General features: G+C 61.2%; 22 protein-coding genes and 3 pseudogenes. 15 read left to right on the top strand and 10 right to left on the bottom strand.

All coding sequences use genetic code 11. The features are described 5' to 3' along the window. Positions 1 to 7: 7 nt before the first annotated feature. A complete protein-coding gene (locus tag ACZ1JM_RS01880; protein ID WP_465132404.1) occupies positions 8 to 1,744 on the top strand; it encodes an N-acyl-D-amino-acid deacylase family protein in 1,737 nt (578 codons plus the stop codon). 27 nt (positions 1,745 to 1,771) lie between these two features. Next, a complete protein-coding gene (locus ACZ1JM_RS01875) occupies positions 1,772 to 3,013 on the top strand; it encodes an MFS transporter (RefSeq protein WP_465132403.1) in 1,242 nt (413 codons plus the stop codon). 131 nt (positions 3,014 to 3,144) lie between these two features. Here ACZ1JM_RS01875 and ACZ1JM_RS01870 read toward each other — a convergent pair. The 5 genes and pseudogenes from ACZ1JM_RS01870 to ACZ1JM_RS01850 all read right to left on the bottom strand — a co-directional run. Continuing rightward, positions 3,145 to 3,984, bottom strand: a pseudogene (locus ACZ1JM_RS01870) (IS30 family transposase); the annotation flags it as partial. A gap of 168 nt (positions 3,985 to 4,152) precedes the next feature. Next, positions 4,153 to 4,455 (bottom strand): hypothetical protein, encoded by a 303-nt coding sequence (locus tag ACZ1JM_RS01865; RefSeq protein WP_465132402.1) that lies wholly within the window; start codon positions 4,453 to 4,455, stop codon positions 4,153 to 4,155. A gap of 378 nt (positions 4,456 to 4,833) precedes the next feature. Beyond that, a pseudogene (locus ACZ1JM_RS01860) lies at positions 4,834 to 5,672 on the bottom strand (replication initiator protein A); the annotation flags it as partial. A gap of 484 nt (positions 5,673 to 6,156) precedes the next feature. Continuing rightward, positions 6,157 to 6,258: a hypothetical protein gene (locus ACZ1JM_RS01855; RefSeq protein WP_465132401.1), complete on the bottom strand. Its 102-nt coding sequence runs from the start codon at positions 6,256 to 6,258 to the stop codon at positions 6,157 to 6,159. A 42-nt stretch (positions 6,259 to 6,300) separates the two neighbouring features. Continuing rightward, positions 6,301 to 7,408: pseudogene (locus tag ACZ1JM_RS01850) on the bottom strand (IS3 family transposase). Here ACZ1JM_RS01850 and ACZ1JM_RS01845 point away from each other — a divergent pair. From ACZ1JM_RS01845 to ACZ1JM_RS01815, 7 genes are all read left to right on the top strand, one after another. After that, positions 7,368 to 7,730: a helix-turn-helix domain-containing protein gene (locus ACZ1JM_RS01845; protein ID WP_465132400.1), complete on the top strand. Its 363-nt coding sequence runs from the start codon at positions 7,368 to 7,370 to the stop codon at positions 7,728 to 7,730. The pseudogene ACZ1JM_RS01850 and the gene ACZ1JM_RS01845 overlap by 41 nt on opposite strands. Before the next feature lie 140 nt (positions 7,731 to 7,870). Further along, positions 7,871 to 8,134, top strand: coding sequence for a hypothetical protein (locus ACZ1JM_RS01840; protein ID WP_465132399.1), 264 nt, complete (start codon positions 7,871 to 7,873; stop codon positions 8,132 to 8,134). A 305-nt stretch (positions 8,135 to 8,439) separates the two neighbouring features. After that, positions 8,440 to 9,342 (top strand): NADP-dependent oxidoreductase, encoded by a 903-nt coding sequence (locus tag ACZ1JM_RS01835; RefSeq protein WP_465132398.1) that lies wholly within the window; start codon positions 8,440 to 8,442, stop codon positions 9,340 to 9,342. Between the two features lie 11 nt (positions 9,343 to 9,353). Beyond that, entirely contained in the window at positions 9,354 to 9,920 is a 567-nt protein-coding gene (locus ACZ1JM_RS01830; RefSeq protein ID WP_465132397.1) for a nuclear transport factor 2 family protein, read from the top strand. A 33-nt stretch (positions 9,921 to 9,953) separates the two neighbouring features. Continuing rightward, on the top strand, positions 9,954 to 10,751 hold the full coding sequence (locus ACZ1JM_RS01825) for an SDR family oxidoreductase (RefSeq protein WP_465132396.1): 798 nt from the start codon (positions 9,954 to 9,956) through the stop codon (positions 10,749 to 10,751). A gap of 66 nt (positions 10,752 to 10,817) precedes the next feature. Beyond that, complete coding sequence (locus ACZ1JM_RS01820) at positions 10,818 to 11,408, top strand: enoyl-CoA hydratase/isomerase family protein (RefSeq protein ID WP_465132395.1); 591 nt, start codon at positions 10,818 to 10,820, stop codon at positions 11,406 to 11,408. Then, positions 11,408 to 11,572, top strand: a complete 165-nt coding sequence (locus ACZ1JM_RS01815; protein ID WP_465132394.1) for a hypothetical protein — start codon at positions 11,408 to 11,410, stop codon at positions 11,570 to 11,572. Before ACZ1JM_RS01820 ends, ACZ1JM_RS01815 begins: the two co-directional genes overlap by 1 nt. A 141-nt stretch (positions 11,573 to 11,713) precedes the next feature. Here ACZ1JM_RS01815 and ACZ1JM_RS01810 read toward each other — a convergent pair whose 3' ends face one another. The 3 genes from ACZ1JM_RS01810 to ACZ1JM_RS01800 all read right to left on the bottom strand — a co-directional run bounded on the left by ACZ1JM_RS01810 (position 11,714) and on the right by ACZ1JM_RS01800 (position 15,440). Beyond that, a complete protein-coding gene (locus ACZ1JM_RS01810) occupies positions 11,714 to 13,465 on the bottom strand; it encodes an N-acyl-D-amino-acid deacylase family protein (RefSeq protein WP_465132393.1) in 1,752 nt (583 codons plus the stop codon). A 169-nt stretch (positions 13,466 to 13,634) separates the two neighbouring features. After that, the gene (locus tag ACZ1JM_RS01805) at positions 13,635 to 13,796 is read right to left on the bottom strand and encodes a hypothetical protein (RefSeq protein ID WP_465132392.1); all 162 of its coding nucleotides are present in this window, start codon (positions 13,794 to 13,796) and stop codon (positions 13,635 to 13,637) included. 478 nt (positions 13,797 to 14,274) lie between these two features. Further along, positions 14,275 to 15,440, bottom strand: a protein-coding gene (locus ACZ1JM_RS01800; RefSeq protein WP_465132391.1) for an IS3 family transposase whose coding sequence is annotated in 2 segments (ribosomal slippage) — positions 14,275 to 15,176 and positions 15,176 to 15,440 — 1,167 coding nt in all. Because the reading frame shifts where the segments join, the coding sequence is not laid out codon by codon here. 14 nt (positions 15,441 to 15,454) lie between these two features. Here ACZ1JM_RS01800 and ACZ1JM_RS01795 point away from each other — a divergent pair. The 4 genes from ACZ1JM_RS01795 (at position 15,455) to ACZ1JM_RS01780 (ending at position 17,320) form a co-directional block, all read left to right on the top strand. After that, positions 15,455 to 16,135, top strand: coding sequence for a hypothetical protein (locus ACZ1JM_RS01795; protein WP_465132390.1), 681 nt, complete (start codon positions 15,455 to 15,457; stop codon positions 16,133 to 16,135). A 118-nt stretch (positions 16,136 to 16,253) separates the two neighbouring features. Beyond that, positions 16,254 to 16,472: a hypothetical protein gene (locus ACZ1JM_RS01790; protein ID WP_465132389.1), complete on the top strand. Its 219-nt coding sequence runs from the start codon at positions 16,254 to 16,256 to the stop codon at positions 16,470 to 16,472. A 166-nt stretch (positions 16,473 to 16,638) separates the two neighbouring features. Next, the gene (locus tag ACZ1JM_RS01785; protein WP_465132555.1) at positions 16,639 to 17,037 is read left to right on the top strand and encodes a TonB-dependent receptor domain-containing protein; all 399 of its coding nucleotides are present in this window, start codon (positions 16,639 to 16,641) and stop codon (positions 17,035 to 17,037) included. Positions 17,038 to 17,197: 160 nt separating this feature from the next. Continuing rightward, positions 17,198 to 17,320, top strand: coding sequence for a hypothetical protein (locus ACZ1JM_RS01780; protein WP_465132388.1), 123 nt, complete (start codon positions 17,198 to 17,200; stop codon positions 17,318 to 17,320). 222 nt (positions 17,321 to 17,542) lie between these two features. Here the strand turns inward: ACZ1JM_RS01780 and ACZ1JM_RS01775 are convergent, their stop codons facing one another. Beyond that, a complete protein-coding gene (locus ACZ1JM_RS01775) occupies positions 17,543 to 19,069 on the bottom strand; it encodes an AMP-binding protein (protein ID WP_465132387.1) in 1,527 nt (508 codons plus the stop codon). Between the two features lie 152 nt (positions 19,070 to 19,221). Here ACZ1JM_RS01775 and ACZ1JM_RS01770 point away from each other — a divergent pair, with 152 nt between their 5' ends. Continuing rightward, complete coding sequence (locus ACZ1JM_RS01770) at positions 19,222 to 20,448, top strand: acyl-CoA dehydrogenase family protein (protein ID WP_465132386.1); 1,227 nt, start codon at positions 19,222 to 19,224, stop codon at positions 20,446 to 20,448. After that, positions 20,412 to 21,509, top strand: a complete 1,098-nt coding sequence (locus ACZ1JM_RS01765; RefSeq protein ID WP_465132385.1) for a phosphotransferase — start codon at positions 20,412 to 20,414, stop codon at positions 21,507 to 21,509. The genes ACZ1JM_RS01770 and ACZ1JM_RS01765 overlap by 37 nt, the downstream gene beginning before the upstream one ends. A 6-nt stretch (positions 21,510 to 21,515) precedes the next feature. Here the strand turns inward: ACZ1JM_RS01765 and ACZ1JM_RS01760 are convergent, their stop codons facing one another. Continuing rightward, positions 21,516 to 22,775, bottom strand: coding sequence for an MFS transporter (locus tag ACZ1JM_RS01760; protein ID WP_465132384.1), 1,260 nt, complete (start codon positions 22,773 to 22,775; stop codon positions 21,516 to 21,518). Positions 22,776 to 22,811 lie beyond the last annotated feature (36 nt).

Here is a 22,811-nt window from a genome sequence, read left to right as displayed (position 1 = left end):
GAGCAACATGTTCGATATCGTCATTCGCAACGCCACCGTCATCGATGGGACAGGCGCGCCCTCGCGTTTCGGTGACGTCGCCATAACGGGTGACAGGATCGTTGCTGTGGGCGAGGTGGCCGGGGAAGCGCGCGAGGAGGTGGACGCGGGCGGCCTGGCCCTGACCCCCGGCTTCGTGGATATCCACACCCATTATGACGGGCAGGTGTCCTGGGACAACGAGATGGCCCCGTCGTCGTTGAACGGCGTCACCTCGATCGTCATGGGCAATTGCGGCGTCGGCTTCGCGCCCGTCCGCCCGGAACATCATGACCGGCTGATCGAGTTGCTGGAAGGCGTAGAGGATATTCCGGGCACCGCCCTGCACGAAGGGCTGACCTGGGACTGGGAGAGCTTTCCGGACTATCTCGACGCGATCGACCGGCGGCAATACACGATCGACATCGGTGCGCAGGTGCCGCACGCGGCATTGCGTGTCTATGTGATGGGTGATCGCGGCGTCGATCATGAGGCGATCCCCACCGACGCGGAACGGGCGCAGATGGAAGCGCTGGCGCTCGAAGCGGTGCAGGCAGGCGCGCTGGGCATCACCACCTCGCGTAGCGTCGTCCACCGCGCTATCACGGGCGAACTGATCGGTACGCTGACGGCGGAAAATGACGAGATCATGGCGCTCGCCCGTGCGCTCAAGACCGCCGGGACCGGCGTGTTCCAGCTCATCACCGACGCTTATATGAAAGGCGACGCTGATTTTGTGGACGCCGAAATGGGCATGATCGAACGGATCGGGCGCACCGCTGGCCGGCCCGTATCCTTTACCCTGATGCAGACCGACGCGCTGCCAGACCGCTGGAAGGAGCTTCAGGGGCGGGCGGAAGCCTGGTCGCGAGAGGGGCTCGACATCCGCACCCAGGTTTCGGCGCGGCCCGTGGGCGTGATCCTGGGCTTTGCCACCTCTCTCAACCCCTTCGCCTGGACCCCCACTTATGGGTCGCTGCACAAGTTGCCCGTTATCGAGCGGCTCAATGAACTGCGGAAGCCGGACGTGCGGGCCGCAATCCTGGAGGAGCATCGCACGATACCCAGGGACGCGATGACGGCTCAGACCCAGACCGCCTTTTCCAAGATGTTCCGCATGCAGATGCCGGTCGACTATGAACCGCAGCCGGAAAATTCGATCAACGCGGAAGCGGAGCGGCTGGGTAAGGATTCGACCAACCATATGTATGACGTGTTGTTGGAGAAGGGCGGCTATCGCCTGCTCTATTTCCCGGTGATCAATTTTACTGACCATTCGCTCGACACCGTCCACGCCATGATGGCTTCGGAACGCGCGCTGTTTGGCCTGTCGGATGGCGGCGCGCATTGCGGCACAATCTGCGACGCCAGCTTTCCGACTACTGCAATTGATTTCTGGCGGCGCGGCAACCGGCATGGCAAGGCCTTTTCAATCGAAGCAATGGTGCATGGCTATAGCCAGCGCAACGCCCGCTATGTTGGTTGGGAGGATCGCGGCGTGATCGCGCCGGGCTATCTCGCTGACCTCAACCTCATCGATCTGGACTCGCTGGCACTGCCGCCGCCGGAGATCGTACGTGATCTGCCCGCCGGCGGCGCGCGGCTCATCCAGCGACCGACAGGCTATCGCATGACCATAAAGCGCGGGCAGGTGACTTTCCGCGACGGTCGCGCGACCGGCGCGCTGCCCGGACGTCTGGTGCGTGGCGAGCAAGCGCTGAAATAAAGAACGGCACGGGGGATGGGACAAGCGATGACGGGCAAATCCGAATGGGGCAAGGGCTGGCGCACAGTCGCCAGCGGGACGCTGGGCATGACCGCGATGGCCGGCATTTCCAGTGTGACCGGCGTCGTAATGGAGCCGCTGCACGATGCGTTTGGCTGGTCGCGCGCAGTGGTGGCCATCAATGTGTTCCTCTGTTCCGCAATGACCTTGCTGCTGGCGCCTCTCGCAGGCGCAGTGACCGCACGGCTGGGCGTGCGCAAGGTCGCGATCGGGAGCACGATTGCCACGATCCCCTGCCTGCTGTTGATCAGCGCGACCGGCGGTTCACCATGGACTTGGTATGCCGCCTGGACAGTATTCGCGGTCATCAACATCGGCATAGGGCCGATGATCTGGTCGATGGCAGTCAGCGGACTGTTCGAGCGATCGCGGGGCCTCGCGCTTGCTGCGACGCTCAGTGGCGGCGGCCTTGCCTACCTCCTCTTTCCGCCGGTCGCCGTTCTGACGGAAGCACATTATGGCTGGCGCGGCGTATATGTCGCTATCGCAGCTATTTTTCTGCTGTTTCTGCTGCCCGTCCTGATCGGCCTGTTTCGGGCGCGGGAGGATTTGCCAGCGGCGGAGGCGATGGATGGACCGTCATCGACGGGTCACGCCGTGGCATCATTGGCGATCGGGCTTGTCTTGGCGGAAGCCTTACGCACACGCCATTTCTGGCAGCTCGCTGTTCTCGCACTATTGGTGGCGTTCGTAGAAGGCGTGATGATGGTGCACCTGTTTCCCATATTAAGAGAAGAAGGCCTGACCGCGACGATGGCCGCAAGCATCGCGTCGGCGATGGGCCTGTCGTTGATCGTTGGGAGACTGCTGACTGGTGTGCTGCTGGATCGTATTCAAGCATCTCATGTGTTTGCGGCATCCATTCTGTTCCTGCTGCTTTGTTGTCTGATAGCGCGCATTGTCGAGGGCAATGTGCTGACTGGCGCGGCCGTAGGCGTCCTGCTCGGCCTTGGTTCGGGCGGCACGACGAGCACGCTGGCCTATATCACCGGGCGCTATTTCGGCTTGCGGGCCTATGCCGCGATTTTCGGAATGATGATGGGTATATTCGCGCTGAGCTATGGTATCGCACCGGCACTCGCAGGCCATGTTCGCGACCTGATGTCGAGCTATTCCCCGCTGTTCTTCTATCTGGCGATAACATCAGCCGCTGCCGCGATACTGGCGTTGACATTGGGCCGAGGTCCGCAATCAGTGAAATCGGGGTAGGCTGGCGGAACGGCGTTTCGACGAAGAATCTGCGGTTTCCATTTGAAGTGCGACTTCCGGTGGTTGCATAGCACTTCGATTGGGGGGGCGGCCCCCACCCCCCCAATCGACCAAATCATCTTGTTTGCCGGAAGGGCAATCTGCTCTCCCAGCGCCTCCTGCGGCGTTTGGTAGTCGAAGCATTTGAGGGCGTGTTGTTGACCCGGTCAACAAGCGCCTAGCGTTCTATGTCCGACACCAGCGCGATGTCCTTTGTCGAGCGGCAGAAAGCGCCGTATCCGGCCGTTGCTGTTTTCGAAGCTGTCCTTCTGTCATGGGGCGGCTGGCATACGGAAATAGCTCACCATGCCGAGTTTCTCTTGCAGGGTCAGAAAGGCTGCAAATTCCGTCCCATGTCGAAAGTTATACTTTAGCGAAGGGAGGGGGCCAGGGCCTTCAACTCCCTGCCGATACCAGCCATCATACCGGCCGAGTGAGGCTCGGATTGCGCGGCAAAATCGTAGATCGGCTGCACCATTCAACTAGCGACGTCTGATTCGCTTTGCTAAATTCCTGTCGGAAAGCCACTAGGTCGCCTTCGCGATGACCAAAGCAGTTACGGCGGTCGATTTCAGCGGGCCGCACTTTGATCGTGTTGGCCAGCGAAATATGAACGCCGCGCGGCTTGCAGGCATAACGCCGACGTCGTGATCGGCGAGCATGTCCACGATATAGGTCGCCAGTTCGGGATTGCGCGCAACTTTCGCGCCGCGCACACGGCGGCTCGTAGCCTTGATCTGCGCGACCATAGGGAAATAGACGCAGAACAGCGGTTCCTCTTCCAGATGCCGGTTACGTTTGATCTCACGATATAGCGTCGAGGGGTGGCGCCCCAGTTCCATCGCAGCCTGCTTTACGCTTCGTCCAGTCTGCACCAAACGATATAATACTCGCCGCTCGTCCGATCTGAAGTGATGGTATCTGCCCATCATTCGCATTCCTTGCAAAGGGGAAACCCCATAGAATCCAAGGAATTCGCACTTCGAAATAGAATCCACCCGCTTACGTTTTAAAAGTCCGATAATATATCTTATGTTAAATCGAGACCCGTAAAAGAGCTATTGGTCAATAACCATAACATGGAAGGCATAGTGACTATATCAGTTTCCAGCCAATGCCTGTCTCACCGTTGCCGTGATCGTATAGACCGCTTCGCATTGTGCACCCCGATTGAGATGATCAACCCGGTAGCCTTGATAATGGCGTTGCAACAATCCAGCGCGTACAAGGTCTGATACTGCCCGGCTGACATTAGTCCGACCCGATCGCAGGATGCGCGCCTCGATCTCTTGCTCGAGTTGAAGAGCCAAATCGTCCGAGATTTCTGAAGCTTCCGTGGTTTCCGTCAGCTTGGACCGGACTGCTGCGATCTTGGCAGTACGGCGGCAGTCGCGATGAGCCAACGGAGCCATCGCTTGGCATAGCCAATCCCGCACCGGAATTTGGCCCACTTCGTTTCGAACGTATGGTCCGAGTCTACCGTCCTCCCGCGCGGCTTTCGCAATAAGGTTGAGGATCAGCAATGCATATCTGGGACGTTTCGAAACTCGGGATACGCGCGCCACAAGTTCTGGCAATGCAAACGCGGTGGGCACTGCAGCCGGCGGGGATTTCTCGATGCGATCGAACAGGTCAGTTTGATGGAACATTCCAAGAATTTAACATAATCGATCCGCCTGTGAATCCCCTTAAATCATTCGCTTAAACAAAAATCACCAGTGTCACTTTACCCGCTGCGGTAAAGTGACACTGCCTTTCGGTAGTCGCGCGTTCCGTTTGGCGTCCGCCTCAGATAGACGGCGCATGCGAAGGCTCGGCGCGCTTGCCGGGAAGCGCCTCAATCATGATCGAATAACTGGGAAGCTCGTTGCGCTCCGCGATTTTCAAGATTTCGAACTTGAAGCGTCGGTATTGTCCCTCGGCGCCTGATTTTTCGAAGAGGGTAGGCAGGGATATTACAAATCCCGCATCGCCGGCTCCGCCCGCGTGCTTTCTAGCGACTCTGTATAGCCAACGCTCCCCGCCATCGCTGATATCGGAATAAGCGCGATTGATCGATAGGATGCCACCCTGCATAAGGACACCCTCATAGGACCAGTTGCTGAACTCGATCGTCATACCGCGCGAGCGCTCTGTTTTTCATCGATCATTGGGTCCAACCGTCCAACCAGCTGAAGGTCGCCTCACGCCCATTTTTGGCCTGGATATTGGTTTTGACGGTTGCCGAGACTAACCGGTGCAGCGACTGGCCCAGGAGTTCGTAGGCCCGGCCAGTTGTCGGGCGGCTAATAGCACGGAGTAGATCTTAGGGCATAAGATGCAGTTTGCGCGGGACATCATTCACACCGCGGCGCGCCATATCCGCAAGGGTAGAAGCGCAGTAGATCAAGATGTCAGCGTCCTAGATTGTTGCCATGCCATAATTGGGGTTGGCAGAAACATGGACGCACAACTTGGCGTCAGGCGATTGGTAGTCAATCGGCTTGATGCGCTTTGACTTTGCAAGGCTGAAGAATGGCCGTTCGATCATCTCGCGTTGGTCGCGCAAGGGGAGGTCCGAAATATAGGGAAGGAACAAATTGAACTGCTCGGATATTTGAGATTTTCTTGCTTTTGTCACAGCTAGAGCCCGACGATATACGATTGAGCTCCCGGGAGCCTGGCGATCGGTGCGGTTCGTAGGGTAGGGGGAAGAACCTGCCCTGGAAGGACCGATGAACAGATAAAGAGCCTGATCGATCGAAGCGGGCAGAGACCGCGTTTCCCCGGGGAAATTTCGCGCCGCAGCGGTCGTACCAGTTATCCCTGATCGCGCCCGCTTCAGAACGCGAAACGATGTGGCGGCGGTTACGCCTCAACGACGCCTCCGTAGGAAAAGCAAAGCGGCGTGCGGTCAGCTTTCCGACGGAAAGTTCCGCATGCGCGGGGACGGCTCACCGGGGCCTGCGAGCAGAGCGACCGGTGACCGCAGACGACATGATGTTCTATGTAAAAGGGCAGGGGGGGGGCGGCGCCAGCCCCCGGACCGTTCGGGCGATTGCAGCTTGGTTAGAAGCAGCTGGTATCGCGGCAGGGCCGGTGTTTCGGCGCGTGAATGCGCGGCGCTACAAAGCCAAGGCTAAGTCCCGAAACAGCTCCTCCTTGCTTGCAAAATGGTAGATAGCAAGGCCGTGGGGTACCTGCGCGAGTTCCTTAATCTGTCGCATTGATCTGCCCGCACCGAGTGGACCGATTGGTTTGTTAGTGGATTAAGGTGTCGCCGTTTCTAATGCCGGGGGTCGGTATCCAAGGCTGCTGTGCGGGCGAACGGTGTTGTAATGCCGTCGCCAAGCTTCGATCAGCACTTTGGCTTCGGCGACGCTGTAGAAGATCTCGCCGGTGAGCAGTTCGTCGCGAAGCGACCCATTGAAGCTTTCATTATAGCCATTCTCCTATGGTGATCCCGGGTGATATAGAGCGTCTTCACGCCGATCTGCCCCAACCATTTCTGGACAGCGGCCGCGATAAATTCGCTTCCATTGTCGGACCGTATATGTGCCAGAGGACCGCGCGAAATGGACAGGTCAGCCAGATCCGTCAGCACTTCCTCATGCTTGAGCTGCCGCGCGACGATGAGCGCCAGGCACTCCCTGCTGGCCTCGTCGATGATGGTCAGAATACGGAACTTGCGGCTATCGTGTGTGCGCCCTTCGACGAAGTCGTAGGCCCAGACATGACCGGGATACTCAGGCCGTAGGCGGATACATGATCCGTCGTTGAGCCACAGGCGTCCCCGTTTGGGTTGGCGCAGCGGGACCTTCAGTCCCTCGCGTCGCCATATCCGCTCAACCCGTTTGTGGTTCACCGTCCACCCCGCATGGCACAGCAACGCCGTCACCCGGCGGTAGCCATTGCGACCATATTGCTTCGACAACGCGATGATATCCTGCGGGAGCGCCTGTTCGTCATCCGCCCCACGCGGCAACTTGCGCTGTGTCGATCGATGCTGCCCCAGCACCCGGCATATCCGTCGCTCGGACACCCGGATCGGCCAATCTGGTCGCAACTGATCGATGCAGCGCCGCCGCCGCGCGGGGCTTGGAAGTTTCCCTTGGCAGCCTCCTGCAAGATCAGCTTGTCCAGCGTCAGATCCGAAATCGCCCGGCGTAGCCGCTGGTTCTCTTTCTCCAGATCCTTCATCCGCCGCGCCTGGTCGGTCTTCAGGCCGCCATATTCCTTGCGCCAGCGATAGTATCTCTGCTCGCTGACCGCGATCCGTCGGCACGTCCCTGCTGTCGAGGCCCCCTGCGCCAACACGATTTCAACTTCATGCAGCTTGCCAATAATCTCTTCCGGCTTGTGCTTCTTGCTCGGCATTCATCGTCCCACTCGTGGTCCAGACCATCATAGTCTCTGGGCCACTCAGCGGGGGCGCAGTGCAAGCACAATAGAGATTGGATTGCCATTGCGCTGGCGCAGGCCTTTTCGCCATGTCGGCCTGATGCCGACGACGTTCATCACGATGCAATGGCTGGAATGGGCGACGGTCCTTTTGGCGCGATGCGACGGGCAGATCATCACCGACATCGCCTTTGAAGTCGGCTTTAACGATTCCGCCTTCTTCGCCCGATGTTTTCGCCTTCAGTTCGGCCTGTCGTCCAGTCGATGGCGGCAGGGTGCGGGACGGGCCGTGTCGTGACGAACAGATATTGGGGCAGCGCCATGTTCGCATGTGTCCTGATCCACCGTTAGCCCGCATCCAAGACCCGGAACATCTGGGTCACTAAAAGAAGTGCAAAATCGCCGGAACAGGCGTTATTTCAACGGGAGAGACATCCCATGGATAAAACGACCATCGCGTTGTTACTGGCATCTTCTGCTTGGACAGCGGTTCCGGCCTTCGCGACGGTCAGTCAGCAATCAACCACGGCCAGTGACGGGAACGCCAACCAAGGCGGGATCACGGACATCGTCGTCACGGCGCAGAAGTGCGCTGAAAATGTACAGGATGTGCCGATCGTGATTTCGGCTTTTGCTTGGGACGGCGGAATTCGTACCCGGAAATTTTGCGGGAACGACCAATTTGCCAAGCACCGCATTTGATCCGACCGGCACTACCGGTTTCCTTTTCGCCGGCGTGTATAAATTCTGCGTTGGCAGCATGGGCGCGGCGCAGAACTTGAAGTGGGGGATGCAGGCCTTGTCACCGGACCGATCGACGCCGAGATCATATTCCTAATATAGACAATCTATCTTTATCTATTGGCGCGACAAGGCGTCTTCGAGGCTATAGCAAGCGGGCGTATCGCCGTTTCATGCAGCACGACCCGGCGCGGGTCGCGGATGCAGGCCCCCTATTACGGTGTCGCCGACGGTCCGCCCCAAGATTTGTTACAGGAGCGAGATATATGCAAGCCGTTGTCTTTCGTCGCTATGGGGGACCTGAAGAACTGGTCCTGACAGATGTGGCCGATCCGGTTGCGACAGATGGCGAGATGCTGATCAGGGTGCGCGCCATTGGGGTCAATCCGGCTGACAGCAAATGGCGGTCTGGCATGTTCCAGTCCATCGCGCCCGTACCGTTGCCGCACATCGGCGGCTATGATGTTGCTGGCGAGGTGTTGAGCGGAGGCAATCTGCCCGCTGGCACCCGCGTGGCGGCGATGGTCGACACATTTCGGTCGGGTGCCTATGCCGAACTGACCGTGGTAAAGGCTGAACGGGTCGCCCTGTTACCCGATGGCATGGACTTTGCGACAGGAGCGGCATTGCCTACTCCCGGCCTGACGGGTGCCCAGATCATCGAAGAAAATCTGGATGTCGCCGCCGGCCAGCGGGTGCTGGTGACGGGTGCAGGGGGTGCTGTCGGGCGCTTCGCGGTCCGTGCGGCCAAGACCCGTGGCGCGCATGTCGTGGCGGGAGTGCGTGCCTCCGCACGTGCGGACGCGCTGGCGCTTGGGGCCGACGAAGTCATTGTGCTGGACGGTTCGGACTATGAAGGCCCCGCGTTCGATCGCATCGCAGACACGGTGGGTGGCGAACTGGTCGCGCCCTTGTGCCGTAAGGTGGCGGTCAATGGCCGCATCGTTACCGTCGCCACCAATCCGATCCCGGCCGATGATGTCCCTGTCGAAATCGCGTTCGTCAGCGTCCATCCGGACGCAGCCCGACTGGCGCAGGTCGTGGACTGGGCGGCCTCGGGTGTCATTCCGGTACCGATTGCAGCGCGCTTCCCGTTGGCGCAGGCAGCCGGGGCTCAGCAAATGGTCGACGGCGGCGGTGCCGGTGGCAAGATCGTGCTCGAACCCTGAGCGAAACCGCCATGAACGATGAATTGGAGAAGAAAATGGGCGCTGACGTCGAGTCGCTTGTGCGCGAACTGAAGGATCGGCAGGACATCCGCGACTGCATGGTGCGATATTGCCGCGGGGTCGATCGCTTCGACAAGGAAATGGTGCGATCGGCCTATCACCCTGATGCCATGGACGACCATGGCGATTTCGTTGGCGGTGTCGAAGGCTTCATCGACTGGGCCTTCGATTATCACACCCGCTACCAGCACCGCACGATGCATTCCATCACCAACCATCATTGCGAACTGGACGGCGATACGGCGCATAGTGAAACATATTGGAACTTCATTTCGGTCAATCAGGACGCGCCCCATCAGACTTTTTCGTCTGGCCGCTACATCGACCGGATGGAGCGCCGCAACGGGGAGTGGCGGATCGCCGCACGTATCTGTGTCATAAATGGCCTCGACCATCAGACCGATCCGCAGGCACAGTTCGGCGACATGGCGTTTGTCCCTTCCGTTCGGGATCGCAGCGACCCGTCTTACATGCGTCCGTTGACCATCGACCGCTCACGCATCACCCCAACGCGCTGAACCGCTCGACCCGTCCAGACAAGGAGCCGCAACATGGCAAAAAACTGGTTCATCACCGGCACATCGAGCGGCATCGGTGCCGCGCTCGCGCAGGCAGCACTGGCGCGTGGCGACGCTGTGGTCGGCACCGTTCGACAGCCCGAACAGATTGCCACATTCGAGGCCCTCGCGCCTGGCCGCGCGCATGCGCTGCTGCTCGACGTCGATCAACTGAACGATATCGCTGGAGCCGTTCAGACGGCAGTCGATCGGCTCGGGACGATCGACGTCGTAGTCAACAATGCCGGCCGTAGCATCTTCGGAGCGGTGGAGGAGACGGCCATCGATGATGCGGCCGACCTGATGCGCACGAATTTGCTGGCACCCATGGCAGTGATGCAGGCGTTTCTGCCGCATTTCCGCGGGCGCGGCAGCGGCATGTTCATCAACATGTCTTCGGGCTGTGGCCTGTTCGGTACGCCGGGCGTAGGTGCCTATTGCGCCAGCAAATTCGCGCTGGAAGGACTGTCGGAGACCGTCGCCGCCGAAGCTGCCGGGTTCGGCGTCAAGGTCATGCTGGTCGAACCCGGAGCCGTGGCGACGCGCTTCATCTCGCATGGCACGCAAGAGGCGCGTACGCGCCTGCCAGATTACGAAGCCCTTTCCGGCCGTGGCAAGGCGGCGCTTGACGTCTATTATCAAAGTGCGGCGGAGCAACCTGAAACGGTTGCCTCGGCGATCCTTGCTGCGCTGGAAAGTGATAACATGCCCTTGCGGCTGCCACTTAGCCAAGGCGTTCGCGACGGGCTGAAGCACAAAGGCCAGGCCTATATCGACATGGCATCCGACTGACGTTTGCCAGGCAAGGATGGCATAGAGGCCCGCGCATCGGCTTGACTCACAATGAAGGCAACAAGAATGAGCCCCGATTATTTCGATCGTTATGCCGGGATCGCCTTCCGTCGCGAGGACGGCATCTTGGAAATGCGCATCCATACGCGCGGCGGTCCCGCGCGGTGGGGTCATTGGGGTGGACTTCACCGAGAACTCGGCCCCGCCTTCCGCGATGTTGCGGACGATACCGAAAATCGTGTCGTGATCCTGACGGGCACGGGGGACAGTTTCTGTTCGGCCTATGATGATGAGAGCGAACAGCCGCCCGCCTTGAATGCTTCCGCCTGGGACACGATCGTGCGCGAAGGTCAGGCGCTTTTGCGCAATCTCCTGGCGATCGAGGTGCCCGTCATTGCCGCAGTGAACGGCCCCGCCTTCATTCACGCCGAACTGGCGGTACTCGCCGACATCGTCCTCGCGTCTGAAAACGCGTCCTTCGCCGACAAGGCGCATGCGATCGCTGGCGTTATGCCCGGGGACGGCGTGCAGAAGATATGGCCTATGCTGATCGGCCCCAATCGAGCCCGGTATTTCCTGCTCACCGGAAGGAGATACCGGCACGCGAAGCTATGGCACTTGGCATCGCCGCAGAGGTGCTTGCGCCAGATGCGCTGATGGCCCGGGCCTGGGAACTTGCCCGCGAGATTGCGCAGCGTCCACCTTTGGCCATGCGCTATGCCCGCATTGCGCTCACCGCGCGGCTGAGGGAGGAACTCATGGGGGATCTTACTCCGGGACTCGTGATGGAAGGTATGGCGATCCTGGCTGCGATGGGCTGACCGACAGTCCCAAAGACGCTCCGCCGGACCTCGCCCCTCAGGGGGCGATGGTCGCCGGGTCACCATCAGCCTAACGAAGCAGTGATCGCGTGGCGACCGCCGCCCCCCGGCGTCCATACCTGCGTCCGATGCTAGGCCGCCTCAACAGGCCACCGCGCTGTCGGCGACCGGGGCGCCCTGCGCGCCGCGAACGAGCCGGCCTGGCAGCGCGCCGGTAGGCTCGCCTTCGCGATAGACGATCTCGCCCGACACGATGGTCGCGACATAGCCGTCCGCCCTCTGCTCCAGTCGACGTGCACCGGCGGGCAAGTCGCGCTTGGTGAGCGGCGCGTGCAGATGGATGCGGCTCATGTCGATCACGTTGATGTCGGCCTTGTACCCAACCTTGAGCAGGCCGCGATCCTCCAAGCCTACTGCGATCGCAGGGTCCTGGCAGAGCTGCCGGATGAGCATGGGCAAGTCCAGCGCACGTCCGCTCTCCGCATTGCGCACCCAGTAAGTCAGCATGTAGGTGGTATAGGCCGCGTCGCAGATCATCGAGTAATGCGCGCCCCCGTCGCCCAGCGCGATAATCGTGCGTGGATGAGGTACCAGATTCTCCACTGGCCCGTGGAAGCGCTCGCCCACCGCGCCGCCCATCGGGCGGTAGAGGATTTCCTTGCCGTCGCGCTGGAGCAGCGCGTCGTAGAACACCTCCGCCACCGGCCGGCCTTCGCGCCGGGCCATGGCGGCCAGCGAATCCTTCTCCTCAGGATTATAGTTGGGCGGATCGCCAAGTACGTAAATCCGTTCGGTTTCGGAAATCAGAAATATGAAGAAGGGATTGGGGTCGTCCGGTTGCTCGGCGATCAGCTTCGCGCGGAAATCAGGATCGCGCATGATCGCTACCTTCTCCGCCAGCGGCAGGTCGGCGATCGCCTTGTAGCTGGGATTGAGCGCGAAGGGGTGGAGCGTGAGGTCAAGGCCCATCATCACCGCCGAGGGGCGCGGCAACACCTGGCCGCGAATGTCGAGGCCCGCCGCGGCGGCGCTCTCCAGCTCGTCCAGCATGAATTTCCAGCCATCCGGCTCGTGCGGCGACTGGCCAAGGGTAAAGGACACCGGACGCCCTGACGTCTCCGCGATCTTACGGTGGAGCTTCGCCTGGGAAGGGGAGTCGATCTCGTAGCTCGGCAGCAGCTGAAACACGCCCGCACCTGCGTCGCGCAACCCGGCGGCCAGTGCCAGAACCTCTTGCTCCTCGGTCGGCACCGACGGCGCCAGGCGACCGTCGCGGAAGCGATGAGCGATATGGCGGGAGGTCGATGCGCCCAGCGCACCGGCGCGGATCGCCTCCGCCGTCAGCCGCCGCATCTCGGCCAGATCCTCTTCGGTCGGAGGTTCCAGATTAGCGCCGCGGTCGCCCATCACATAGACACGCAAGGGGCTGTGCGGCAGCTGTGTCGCGAAATCGATATCGACATGACGCTTTTCCAGCGCGTCGAGATATTCGGGGAAGGTTTCCCAGTTCCAGGGCAACCCTTCGGCCATTACGACCTCAGGAATATCCTCCACCCCTTCCATCAGCTTGATCGCTAATTGGCGCTGGTGCGGGCGGATCGGCGCAAAGCCGACGCCGCAATTGCCCATGACGACGGTGGTCACGCCATGGCTGGACGAGGGCTTGAGCCGATTTTCCCAAGTCACCTGCCCGTCATAATGGGTGTGAATGTCAACGAATCCCGGCGTCACGATCGCGCCACTGGCGTCCAGCTCTTCTCGTCCGGCGGCGATGCCGGCTCCGATGGCGATGATCAGACCGTCACGGATGGCGATGTCCGAGACGAAGGGCGCGGCGCCCGACCCATCATGGATCAGGCCGCCACGGATGACGATATCCGGTGTGAGGGTCACGACATGCTCTCCATTGCTTTTGTATCCGATCGTACTGTCCGGTCAAAGCATGGCGATGGCGATACCCATATGGTAAGTGGTCGGCGGCGAGGCGCTGACTGGACCGATTGTCAAGGTCAGGCCTTGATCCAGATCCCGCAGCCGTGGACGAGCTGAACACCTCTCGCGCTCAGCCTTTGTAGAAGCGACCGTCGACCTGTTGGCGGTCCATATGTCCCCGGGTTGCTATTTTGGCCAGCACGGTCTCCAGGATAATCGCTATCCGGTCGCCTGACTGAAACTTGGCCGTGCCGAGCAAGCTGGCGGCCACGCCCTGAGACTGGATGGGCATGTGCGGGCATCGTCGATTTCCCTGACCCAACCGATCCCATCTTCGCCCACGTCGATCGTGAACGTTCCCTCCAATACTCCGTCCAACCCCATAGTCTTGTCTCTCCCCCGCCACCTTTAAGCAGGCATGCCTAATGGTCCGTATCATGGTTGGCATTATGGCGCATCTCCGTAAGCGGTGCGCGTCGATCCATTTGCAGTGAGCGGTGGGCGTAAATCAACTATCACCACTCTGATACCAATTCTGGTTTAGTAATGCTTGCCTGTTGGTCACGGGCACGCGGTCGCAGTCTGCGAACTTTAATAAGGACGTTGGCGGTACTGCCGATAGCGCGACTCGACGGGAAGGGGAGAAGATATGGGGCAGGATCGGCTTCTGGATACAGCGTCCATTATCGAAACCGCCGAAGTGGCCGCTGGGGTCACCGGTCTAGTGGATGACGGTCTGAGGCGGCGGGTCGACCGTCTGGCGGAAATTTTTAGCGCAGCCGGCCCTGATCTGTCGCCACCGAATGGACCGATTGGTTTGTTAGTGGAGCAAGGTGTCGCCGTTTCTGATGCCGGGGTCGGTATCCAAGGCTGCTGTGCGGGCGAACGGTGTTGTAATGCCGTCGCCAAGCTTCGATCAGCACTTTGGCTTCGGCGAGGCTGTAGAAGATCTCGCCGTTGAGCAGATCGTCGCGAAGCGATCCATTGAAGCTTTCATTATAGCCATTCTCCCATGGTGATCCCGGGGTGCTACAGAGCGTCTTCACGCCGATCTGCCCCAACCATTTCTGGACAGCGGCCGCGATAAATTCGCTTCCATTGTCGGACCGTATATGTGCCGGAGGACCGCGCGAAATGAACAGGTCAGCCAGAGCCGCCAGCAGATCCTCATGCTTGAGCTGCCGCGCGACGATGAGCCCCAGGCACTCCCTGCTGGCCTCGTCGATGATGATCAGAATACGGAACTTGCGGCTATCGTGTGTGCGCCCTTCGACGAAGTCGTAGGCCCAGACATGACCGGGATACTCAGGCCGTAGGCGGATACATGATCCGTCGTTGAGCCACAGGCGTCCCCGTTTGGGTTGGCGCAGCGGGACCTTCAGTCCCTCGCGTCGCCATATCCGCTCAACCCGTTTGTGGTTCACCGTCCACCCCGCATGGCACAGCAACGCCGTCACCCGGCGGTAGCCATTGCGACCATATTGCTTCGACAACGCGATGATATCCTGCGGGAGCGCCTGTTCGTCATCCGCCCCACGCGGCAACTTGCGCTGTGTCGATCGATGCTGCCCCAGCACCCGGCATATCCGTCGCTCGGACACCCGGATCGGCCAATCTGGTCGCAACTGATCGATGCAGCGCCGCCGCCGCGCGGGGCTTGGAAGTTTCCCTTGGCAGCCTCCTGCAAGATCAGCTTGTCCAGCGTCAGATCCGAAATCGCCCGGCGTAGCCGCTGGTTCTCTTTCTCCAGATCCTTCATCCGCCGCGCCTGGTCGGTCTTCAGGCCGCCATATTCCTTGCGCCAGCGATAGTATCTCTGCTCGCTGACCGCGATCCGTCGGCACGTCCCTGCTGTCGAGGCTCCCTGCGCCAACACGATCTCAACTTCACGCAGCTTGCCAATAATCTCTTCCGGCTTGTGCTTCTTGCTCGACATTCATCGTCCCACTCGTGGTCGAGACCATCATAGACTCTGGGCCACTCAGCGGGGGGCAGTGCAATTCGGCATATATCTCCGCAGCACGCCAACGTGCCCGCGCCTGGGATTTCACCGATAAACAAGACTGTTGGCAGGCCAACGCCAAGTTCATGCACGATAGCGACATTGGCAAGATCACGCTCTTCTTCGACTATAATGACAGGACGCAGCCGAACAAGGACCCCACTGTCTTCTTCAAGCCTTCTGCGGGCGGCCCTGCCACGCTGGTGCAACTTTATACGTCCTACACCAAGCCGTTCTTCTACCCCGAGTTTGTCACCTACCGAACATCCTATCTGAGCGCGGCAGGCAACTCGCCGGTGGCCGAAGGCAGCAACTATCGCAACTACTATTTGGCTGCGCAGCGGACGGATTTTCTCGGCTATCTGTGCTACGACGCTCATCTCTCCGACCACATGAACTGGTCGCCGACCGGCTATTATCACCAAAATGACGGAGCGGGTGTTGTTGCCGGTCCGCTAGGGCAGTCAATCGCGACCGCACAGGCATATCTCGATCCCGCTTATGCGACCCTTCCTGCCCACTGCCGCTTCACGGCTAACAATAACGGTATCAAGCCTGCCGCTTGTACCGCGCTGACCTCTGCACAGGCGAGCGCGGCGCTGTTGCCGCGACTGGCGGATCGGGCCTGATTAGGCGTACCACTGAATATCGGATCGAGCGCGGCGGCATAATTTCGGCGCTTAACATTGATATCGGAACACACAAGATCGAGCTTGGTGGATGGTTCAAGCATAACAGCACGACTCAGTGGCGCCGTTGGTATGGCGTGGACGTCGCCGATCCGGCACTGAGCACGCCTATATCCGGCCGCTCGACGTTGCCAATCCACTGTCCACCCATGAAGCGAAGATCAACAATCTGCAGATTCATATCCAAGACACTTGGCAGGTAACCCAGACTCTGCTTGTCCAGGCGGGTTTCAAGACGAGCGCCCAGTGGGCGGATGGTCGCTATCCCAACGTATGATTTCAACGGACATGAGCAGATATACTTCAACGCCCAGAAGAATCTGCGGCAGTATCAGGCCTATCTGGCTGGCGGCGGCCGCCCTTAGTTCACGGGGAGTCAAGCGGCGTTCGATGCATTCGCCGATGAAGGCAAGCCGGAGAGCAGCTGGACCTATGAAGCGGGTCTGCGCACCCGCCCCAGCTTTGGCGGCGGCATCGGCTTCGATGCGCAGATCAACTATTATCACGTCGAATTCAAGGATCGACTGCTTGCCATTCCAACCAATCCGGGCCGCATCACCGGCGGTAGCTCGACCCTGGTCAATGTCGGCGACGTCAAGACCGACGGCGTCGATGCGGCGTTCACCTTTCGCGTAGGAAGCACATTCTCGCTGTACAATGCGATTTCATATAACCTCGCGAAATATCAGAATGACTACACGTCGACTGCCCTCGGCATCGGGGCAACCAGCGACACCTGCATCGGCGGCTATCTCGTCGTCGGCGGCGTCGTGCCCACTTGCGGGAAACAACTGCCGGGCACGCCCAAATGGATGACAAAACGGTCGCCACCTTGTCTGTAGATCCGCTTGAGGTTCAGCTAATCGGCGATTAGGTTGGCCGCCGCTTCAGCACCTTTACCTACGATGCCAGCGTGAAGTCCTATTTCCTGACGTCACTGCGGGTTGCCGGACGCGTGCCGGAAGGCGTACTGCGATTGCGCAAGATGGACCGGCGCTCAACGTGACGAACCTCACCGACAAGAAGGGCGTCTCCACTCTTTCGATCGGATCGGCAACCAACAGCTATTCGGCATATCCAATTGCGCCGCGCCAATGGTTCCTGACACTGTCGGCCACATACTGACAACATCAGGCGCATCTTGGTGGTATAAAAGCCGGTTACCAAGATGTGCTGATATTTACTTCAAGAAAATGATGTCAGCGAAAATTTAATCTATGTTGCCGCCACCATAGGCGCATGCCCATGTTGAAAAAGCCGCCAACTGCCATGGCGGCCTTTGCAATTCGCACCACCTTATGGGCGATGGCGATCAGGAGCTGTCGCATTGGGCTTTAAATAAAGCGGTCACATCCGTGCGGCGCGCAGTGCGCCACGCCGAACCTTGCCGGCATCGTCACGCAGCCGATCGTGAGTGAACTCAATCGACCGGGGCCGTTTGAACGGCGCGATCGCCCCGACAGCTGGTGTGATGAAGGCCAGCGCATCTTCCGCCGCCGGAGCTGCGCGATCGCGCGCCAATTCGACGATGGCATGGACGCGGTTACCGATGTCGGCGTCGGGCAGACCGATTACCGCCGCGCATAGCACGTCCGGCAGTTGCTCGATCGCGGCCTCCACTTCGGCGGGATAGACATTGATACCTCCGACCAAGATCATGTCGGTGCGCCGGTCGGCGATGTAGAGATAGCCTTCGGCATCGACCCACCCCATGTCACCCAGTCCGTCGAGGTCGCCCCTGATCCGGCTTTCCGCGCCGATATAGCGGTAGCCAGAGCCCGGTCCGGCCGCGCGGCGGAAAAATATCTCGCCGATTTCGCCGGGCGGCAGCGGCACGCCTCCATCGCCCATGATCACGATCTCGTCGCCGCCGACAGCTCGGCCGACCGATCCGGGATGGGCCAGCCAGTCTTCGCCGTTGATGAGGGTGGCACCGACCCGTTCGGTCCCGCCATACACCTCCTGCAACACGCGCGGCGCAATCCGCTCCAGCCACCAGCGCTTTACCTTCTCCGGGCAGGGCGCCGACGAGTGCATGATGACCTGAAAGGAGGAAAGGTCGGCGGCCCGCGAAATGGCGGGATCCAGCTTAGCGATCCGGCTCATCATGGTTGGCACCATTGTCGCGAAGGTTGTGCGATGCCGTTCCGCCAGACGCAGCCACTCCACGGCGTCGAACCGCTCCATGCATACGACATGACATCCCTCGGCCAGCGCGACCACAGCGAAGGCGAAGGGCGCAGTGTGATAGATAGGACCTGCATTCAAAATGGTGCTGCCCGCTGGACGATAGGGTACCGCCTTGTCCGGGCCCCAGCCAGAATCGTTGGGATCGACGATCAGCTTGGGTTGCCCTGTGCTGCCACCGCTGCCCAATATCTTGCCGGGTGACGAGATGGCGACCGGCAGCGGGCGGTCGTCCATCCCGTCCGGCAGGGGGCGGTCGATGTCGAACAGCGGCGCGTCAGCGCTCGCCTTGTCCGCCGTGCCTAAGATTATGCGGGGCCGGGCCAGCGCCACCACTTGCCCAAACTCAGCCGGGGTCAGACGCTGCGATATGGGTGCGGGCGTCGCCCCCAGCTTCCACAGCGCATAGACCGCCTGTGGATAGGCGGGCCGATTTCCCATAGATAGGATGACGGTGTCGCCCGTGCCCACACCCCGCGCGGACAGCGCGCGCGACATGCGGTTGGCGGCCGCGTCCATCTCCGCGAACGTCCATGTCCGCTGGCCGAAAGTGAACGCGGGCGCATCCGGATTGCGTGCCGCCTGTGCGCTCAGCAATATGCCTAGCGGTGCGCCATCGCGCGCCCTGCCGTCGTCATGTAGCCACTGGCCGATATTACCAACCGGATCTGGCGCGCTGTTCGTCATGGGCTAACTCCCGTCACAGTCCGCGAGCGTCCTAGCATTGCGGGCGCGCCTCGTCGCCGCACGGTTGTGATTTCTGGACGGAAGCCTCGCCCGTCGCCGTAGCTTCGTGCGAAGCAACGGTAAAGCTTCAAGAACAAGCGAAAGGACATATCATGCAGACCAACCAGGCCGCCCATGGGCCGGGCATTGGACCGGAACGGACCGCCGCGCTTGCCGACCGGGTCGAAAAATTCGTCCGCGAGGTCGTGATCCCTTATGAAAAAGACCAGCGTCGCGACCATCACGGCTGCCCGACCGAAGAACTGGTCAAGGAACTGAAGGAACGCGCGCGCGAGGCGGGCGTGTTGACCCCACATATACTACCCGATGGCAGCCACCTGACGCAGCGCGAGACCGCAGAGGTGCTGATCCGGTCTGGCCTTTCGCCGCTCGGCCCGCTTGCCTGTAACACCGCCGCGCCCGACGAGGGCAATATGTACCTGCTCGGCAAGATGGGATCGCCGATGGTCAAGGAACGGTTCTTGCGCACGCTGGTGGAGGGCAGGGGCCGCTCCGCTTTCTTCATGACCGAGCCGGACGGCGGCTGCGGCTCCGACCCGTCGCTTATGCGCACCGCTTGCCATCGCGAGGGTGACGAATGGGTAGTGAACGGGCGCAAAGCCTTCATTACCGGCGCGGCAGGCGCAAAGGTCGGCATCGTCATGGCGAAATCGATCGAGCCGGGGTCCGAAGGTGGCGCCTGCATGTTCATCGTCGACCTGCCACATCCCGCCATCCGCATCGAGCGCGTCCCCAATTCGCTCGATTCCCAGCTTCCAGGCGGCCACGCGATTGTCGCGATCGAGGATTTGCGCGTGCCCGCAGACCAGATGCTGGGCGAACCCGGCGAGGCATTCAAATATGCTCAGGTGCGCCTCTCGCCCGCCCGCCTGTCGCACTGCATGCGCTGGTTGGGGGCGTGCCAACGCGCGCACGAGGTCGCCGTCGATTACGCCAATCGGCGGCAAGCCTTCGGCAAGGTGATCATCGACCATGAAGGCGTGGGCTTCATGCTGGCGGACAATCTGATTGACCTCAAGCAGTGCGAGTTGATGGTGCAATGGTGCGCCGGTGTGCTGGACGACACCGACTCGCTGGGGATGATGGAAAGCTCTATGACCAAGGTCGCCGTATCAGAGGCGCTGATGCGCGTCGCCGACCGTTGCGTGCAGGTGATGGGTGGCATGGGCGTCAGCGGCGACACGGTCGTCGAACAGATATTCCGCGAAATACGCTGCTTCCGCATCTATGACGGGCCGAGTGAGACGCATCGCTGGAGCCTGGCCAAGCGGATCAAGCGCGAATGGCGGGCGGCGAACGAGACAGGGGCGGCGGCGTGAGTGCGCCGGGCGATCCGGGTGCCATTACTGCGGTGCGCGATGGCTACGCGTTTGACGAAGGGCGGCTGGCCGATTGGCTGGCCGCGCATGTGGAAGGTTTCGCCGGACCGCTGACCGTGCGCCAGTTCGGGGGAGGCCAGTCCAATCCTACGTACCGACTCGACACGCCGGGACGCGCCTATGTCATGCGCCGCAAGCCGCCGGGCCCGACGCTGAACGGCGCACATGCCGTCGATCGCGAGGCGCGAGTTATGGGTGCACTGGGACCGGCGGGTTTCCCGGTTCCGCGCATCTTTGCGCTATGCACCGACGACGCGGTGATCGGCAGCTGGTTTTATGTGATGGCCATGGCTGACGGGCGGATCGAGCGCGACAATAGCCTGCCGGGCAAGACCCCGGTAGAGCGGGCGGCGCATTTCGACGCGATGAACGCGACGATCGCCCGGCTGCACGCCATAGATCCCGCCGCCATCGACCTTGCCGATTATGGTCGCGCGGGCAACTATTTTGAGCGGCAGATTTCGCGCTGGAGCCAGCAATATACGGGCGACACGGATGCCGGGCGCGATCCGGCGATGGACCGGCTGATCGAACGACTGTCTACGTCAATGCTGCCCGACGAGCCGCCACGCATCGTCCATGGCGACTATCGTCTGGAAAATCTGGTCTTCGCGCCCGACGGGACTGACGTGATTGCGGTGCTGGACTGGGAACTCTCGACATTGGGCCATCCGCTCGCCGACTTCGCTTACAACGCGATGCTCTACCGGCTGCCAGCGGACATAACCTCCGGTTTGCGCGATGCCGATCTAAGGGCTCTGGGCGTGCCGGACGAGGTCGAATATCTGGGCATCTATTGCGAACGCACCGGACGCGGGGCATTGGCAGAGGCGGACTGGGCATTCTGCGTTGCGTTCAACCTGTTCCGCCTTGCCGCCATCTATCATGGCATCAAGGGTCGGATGATCCGGGGCAACGCCGCGTCCGAACATGCGCAGCGGCGTGCAGACAATTATCCCGTGCTTGCCCGGCTGGCGTTGGAAACCCTGGGCGCGCGATAGGGGTGTTCAGTCCGCCGACCGCTCTACCGGCATGCGGCCAAGCAGCACATAGGCAAGCGCGGCGCACAGGAACAGCACGAGCGCGATGTTCAGCGCCAGCCCATAACCGCCGGTCCTGTCGAACAACAGGCCGATCCCGGTCATACCTAAGACGCCCGCGCTGGTAATTCCGACGGTGCAGACGCCGAACACGCTGCCGAACTGCGCCATCGGGAAATAGCGGGCGATCATGAAGGCGACGATGTCGATCTCCGCCCCCTGCGACGCGCCGATCAGGACGACACCGACATAGGCGAGCCGTGCGTCGTGCGGCGACAACAGCAGGCAGCCGACGCCTACGGCCGACAGCAGCATGATGCCGGCCGCCGTCATGGTCGGGTTGGTGCGATCGAGCAACAGGCCCGCGCCGAACGCGCCGGCCAGCGCCGCCAGCCCTAATATGCCGACCATCGTCGCGGCGCGCGCGGCAGGCAGGCCCGCGTCGATTAGCATCGGCTGCAACTGGCTGATGATTGCGAGCAGCGGCATATAGGCAAAGGCTGCGCCCGCCGCGATCGTCGGCATGCGGGGATCGCGCAGCAAAACGCGCCAGGACATAGGCACAGCGGCGTTCGCATCGAACCTATCCCTCTGTGGCATCCGGGGGGCACGCCGGTCCCGCTCGATGCCCCAATAGACCGCCGGTATGGCGATCAGCACCGTCAGCGCCGCCATGCCCGCATAGCCCGCCCGCCACCCGCCCGACTGCATCAGGGCGAAGAGGAGCGGCGGCAGCAACGCCGCCATCAGCGCCAGTCCGCACCGCCCGACCGCCAGCGAAAAGCCTCGCGAGCGGACGAACACTGCGGCTATTGCGCGTGAAAATCCCACGCCCGACGTCGCGAACCCGCTAAGCGAAAGCAGGGCGAACAAGGCATAGTAGACAATGATCGGTCCTGGCATCAGGGCCAGCCCGACCCAGGCCAGCGTCACGCCTGCGAAACCGCAGAGCAGCACCGGCCGCGCGCCCCGCCGGTCTATCACCCGACCGATGGCCGGATTGAGCAGCGCCAGCAGCAGGGCAGCGTTGTTGGCCATCGCGATCTGGCCACGCGTCCAGCCGAATGCCTCCTGCAATGGCAGGATGAACAGGCTGGAGATATTCGGGAAAATGGACGCACCCAGTCCGAGCGCCAGTAATGTTGCGACGCCGGTGGGCCAGTGCTGTCGCCATTCGGCGCGTGTCGCGGCCCAGTGGCCGGGGGCTTCTGTCTGCGTCGTTTTCATATCGGGCCCATCTTGCATCAATTCTTCGCCAGAACC

It is taken from the genome of Novosphingobium sp. BL-S-24 (assembly GCF_055521575.1).
This window is presented reverse-complemented; position numbering and strand designations above follow the sequence as displayed.

Coding starts and splice junctions, on each gene's coding strand:
- ACZ1JM_RS01805 (WP_465132392.1), bottom strand. CDS start 13,796: ATGCCCATCCAGTCTCAGGGCGTGGCCGCCAGCTTGCTCGGCACGGCC.
- ACZ1JM_RS01760 (WP_465132384.1), bottom strand. CDS start 22,775: ATGAAAACGACGCAGACAGAAGCCCCCGGCCACTGGGCCGCGACACGC.
- ACZ1JM_RS01835 (WP_465132398.1), top strand. CDS start 8,440: ATGCAAGCCGTTGTCTTTCGTCGCTATGGGGGACCTGAAGAACTGGTC.
- ACZ1JM_RS01770 (WP_465132386.1), top strand. CDS start 19,222: ATGCAGACCAACCAGGCCGCCCATGGGCCGGGCATTGGACCGGAACGG.
- ACZ1JM_RS01765 (WP_465132385.1), top strand. CDS start 20,412: ATGGCGGGCGGCGAACGAGACAGGGGCGGCGGCGTGAGTGCGCCGGGC.
- ACZ1JM_RS01840 (WP_465132399.1), top strand. CDS start 7,871: ATGGATAAAACGACCATCGCGTTGTTACTGGCATCTTCTGCTTGGACA.
- ACZ1JM_RS01820 (WP_465132395.1), top strand. CDS start 10,818: ATGAGCCCCGATTATTTCGATCGTTATGCCGGGATCGCCTTCCGTCGC.
- ACZ1JM_RS01825 (WP_465132396.1), top strand. CDS start 9,954: ATGGCAAAAAACTGGTTCATCACCGGCACATCGAGCGGCATCGGTGCC.
- ACZ1JM_RS01775 (WP_465132387.1), bottom strand. CDS start 19,069: ATGACGAACAGCGCGCCAGATCCGGTTGGTAATATCGGCCAGTGGCTA.
- ACZ1JM_RS01830 (WP_465132397.1), top strand. CDS start 9,354: ATGAACGATGAATTGGAGAAGAAAATGGGCGCTGACGTCGAGTCGCTT.
- ACZ1JM_RS01880 (WP_465132404.1), top strand. CDS start 8: ATGTTCGATATCGTCATTCGCAACGCCACCGTCATCGATGGGACAGGC.
- ACZ1JM_RS01875 (WP_465132403.1), top strand. CDS start 1,772: ATGACGGGCAAATCCGAATGGGGCAAGGGCTGGCGCACAGTCGCCAGC.
- ACZ1JM_RS01855 (WP_465132401.1), bottom strand. CDS start 6,258: ATGCGACAGATTAAGGAACTCGCGCAGGTACCCCACGGCCTTGCTATC.
- ACZ1JM_RS01815 (WP_465132394.1), top strand. CDS start 11,408: ATGGCCCGGGCCTGGGAACTTGCCCGCGAGATTGCGCAGCGTCCACCT.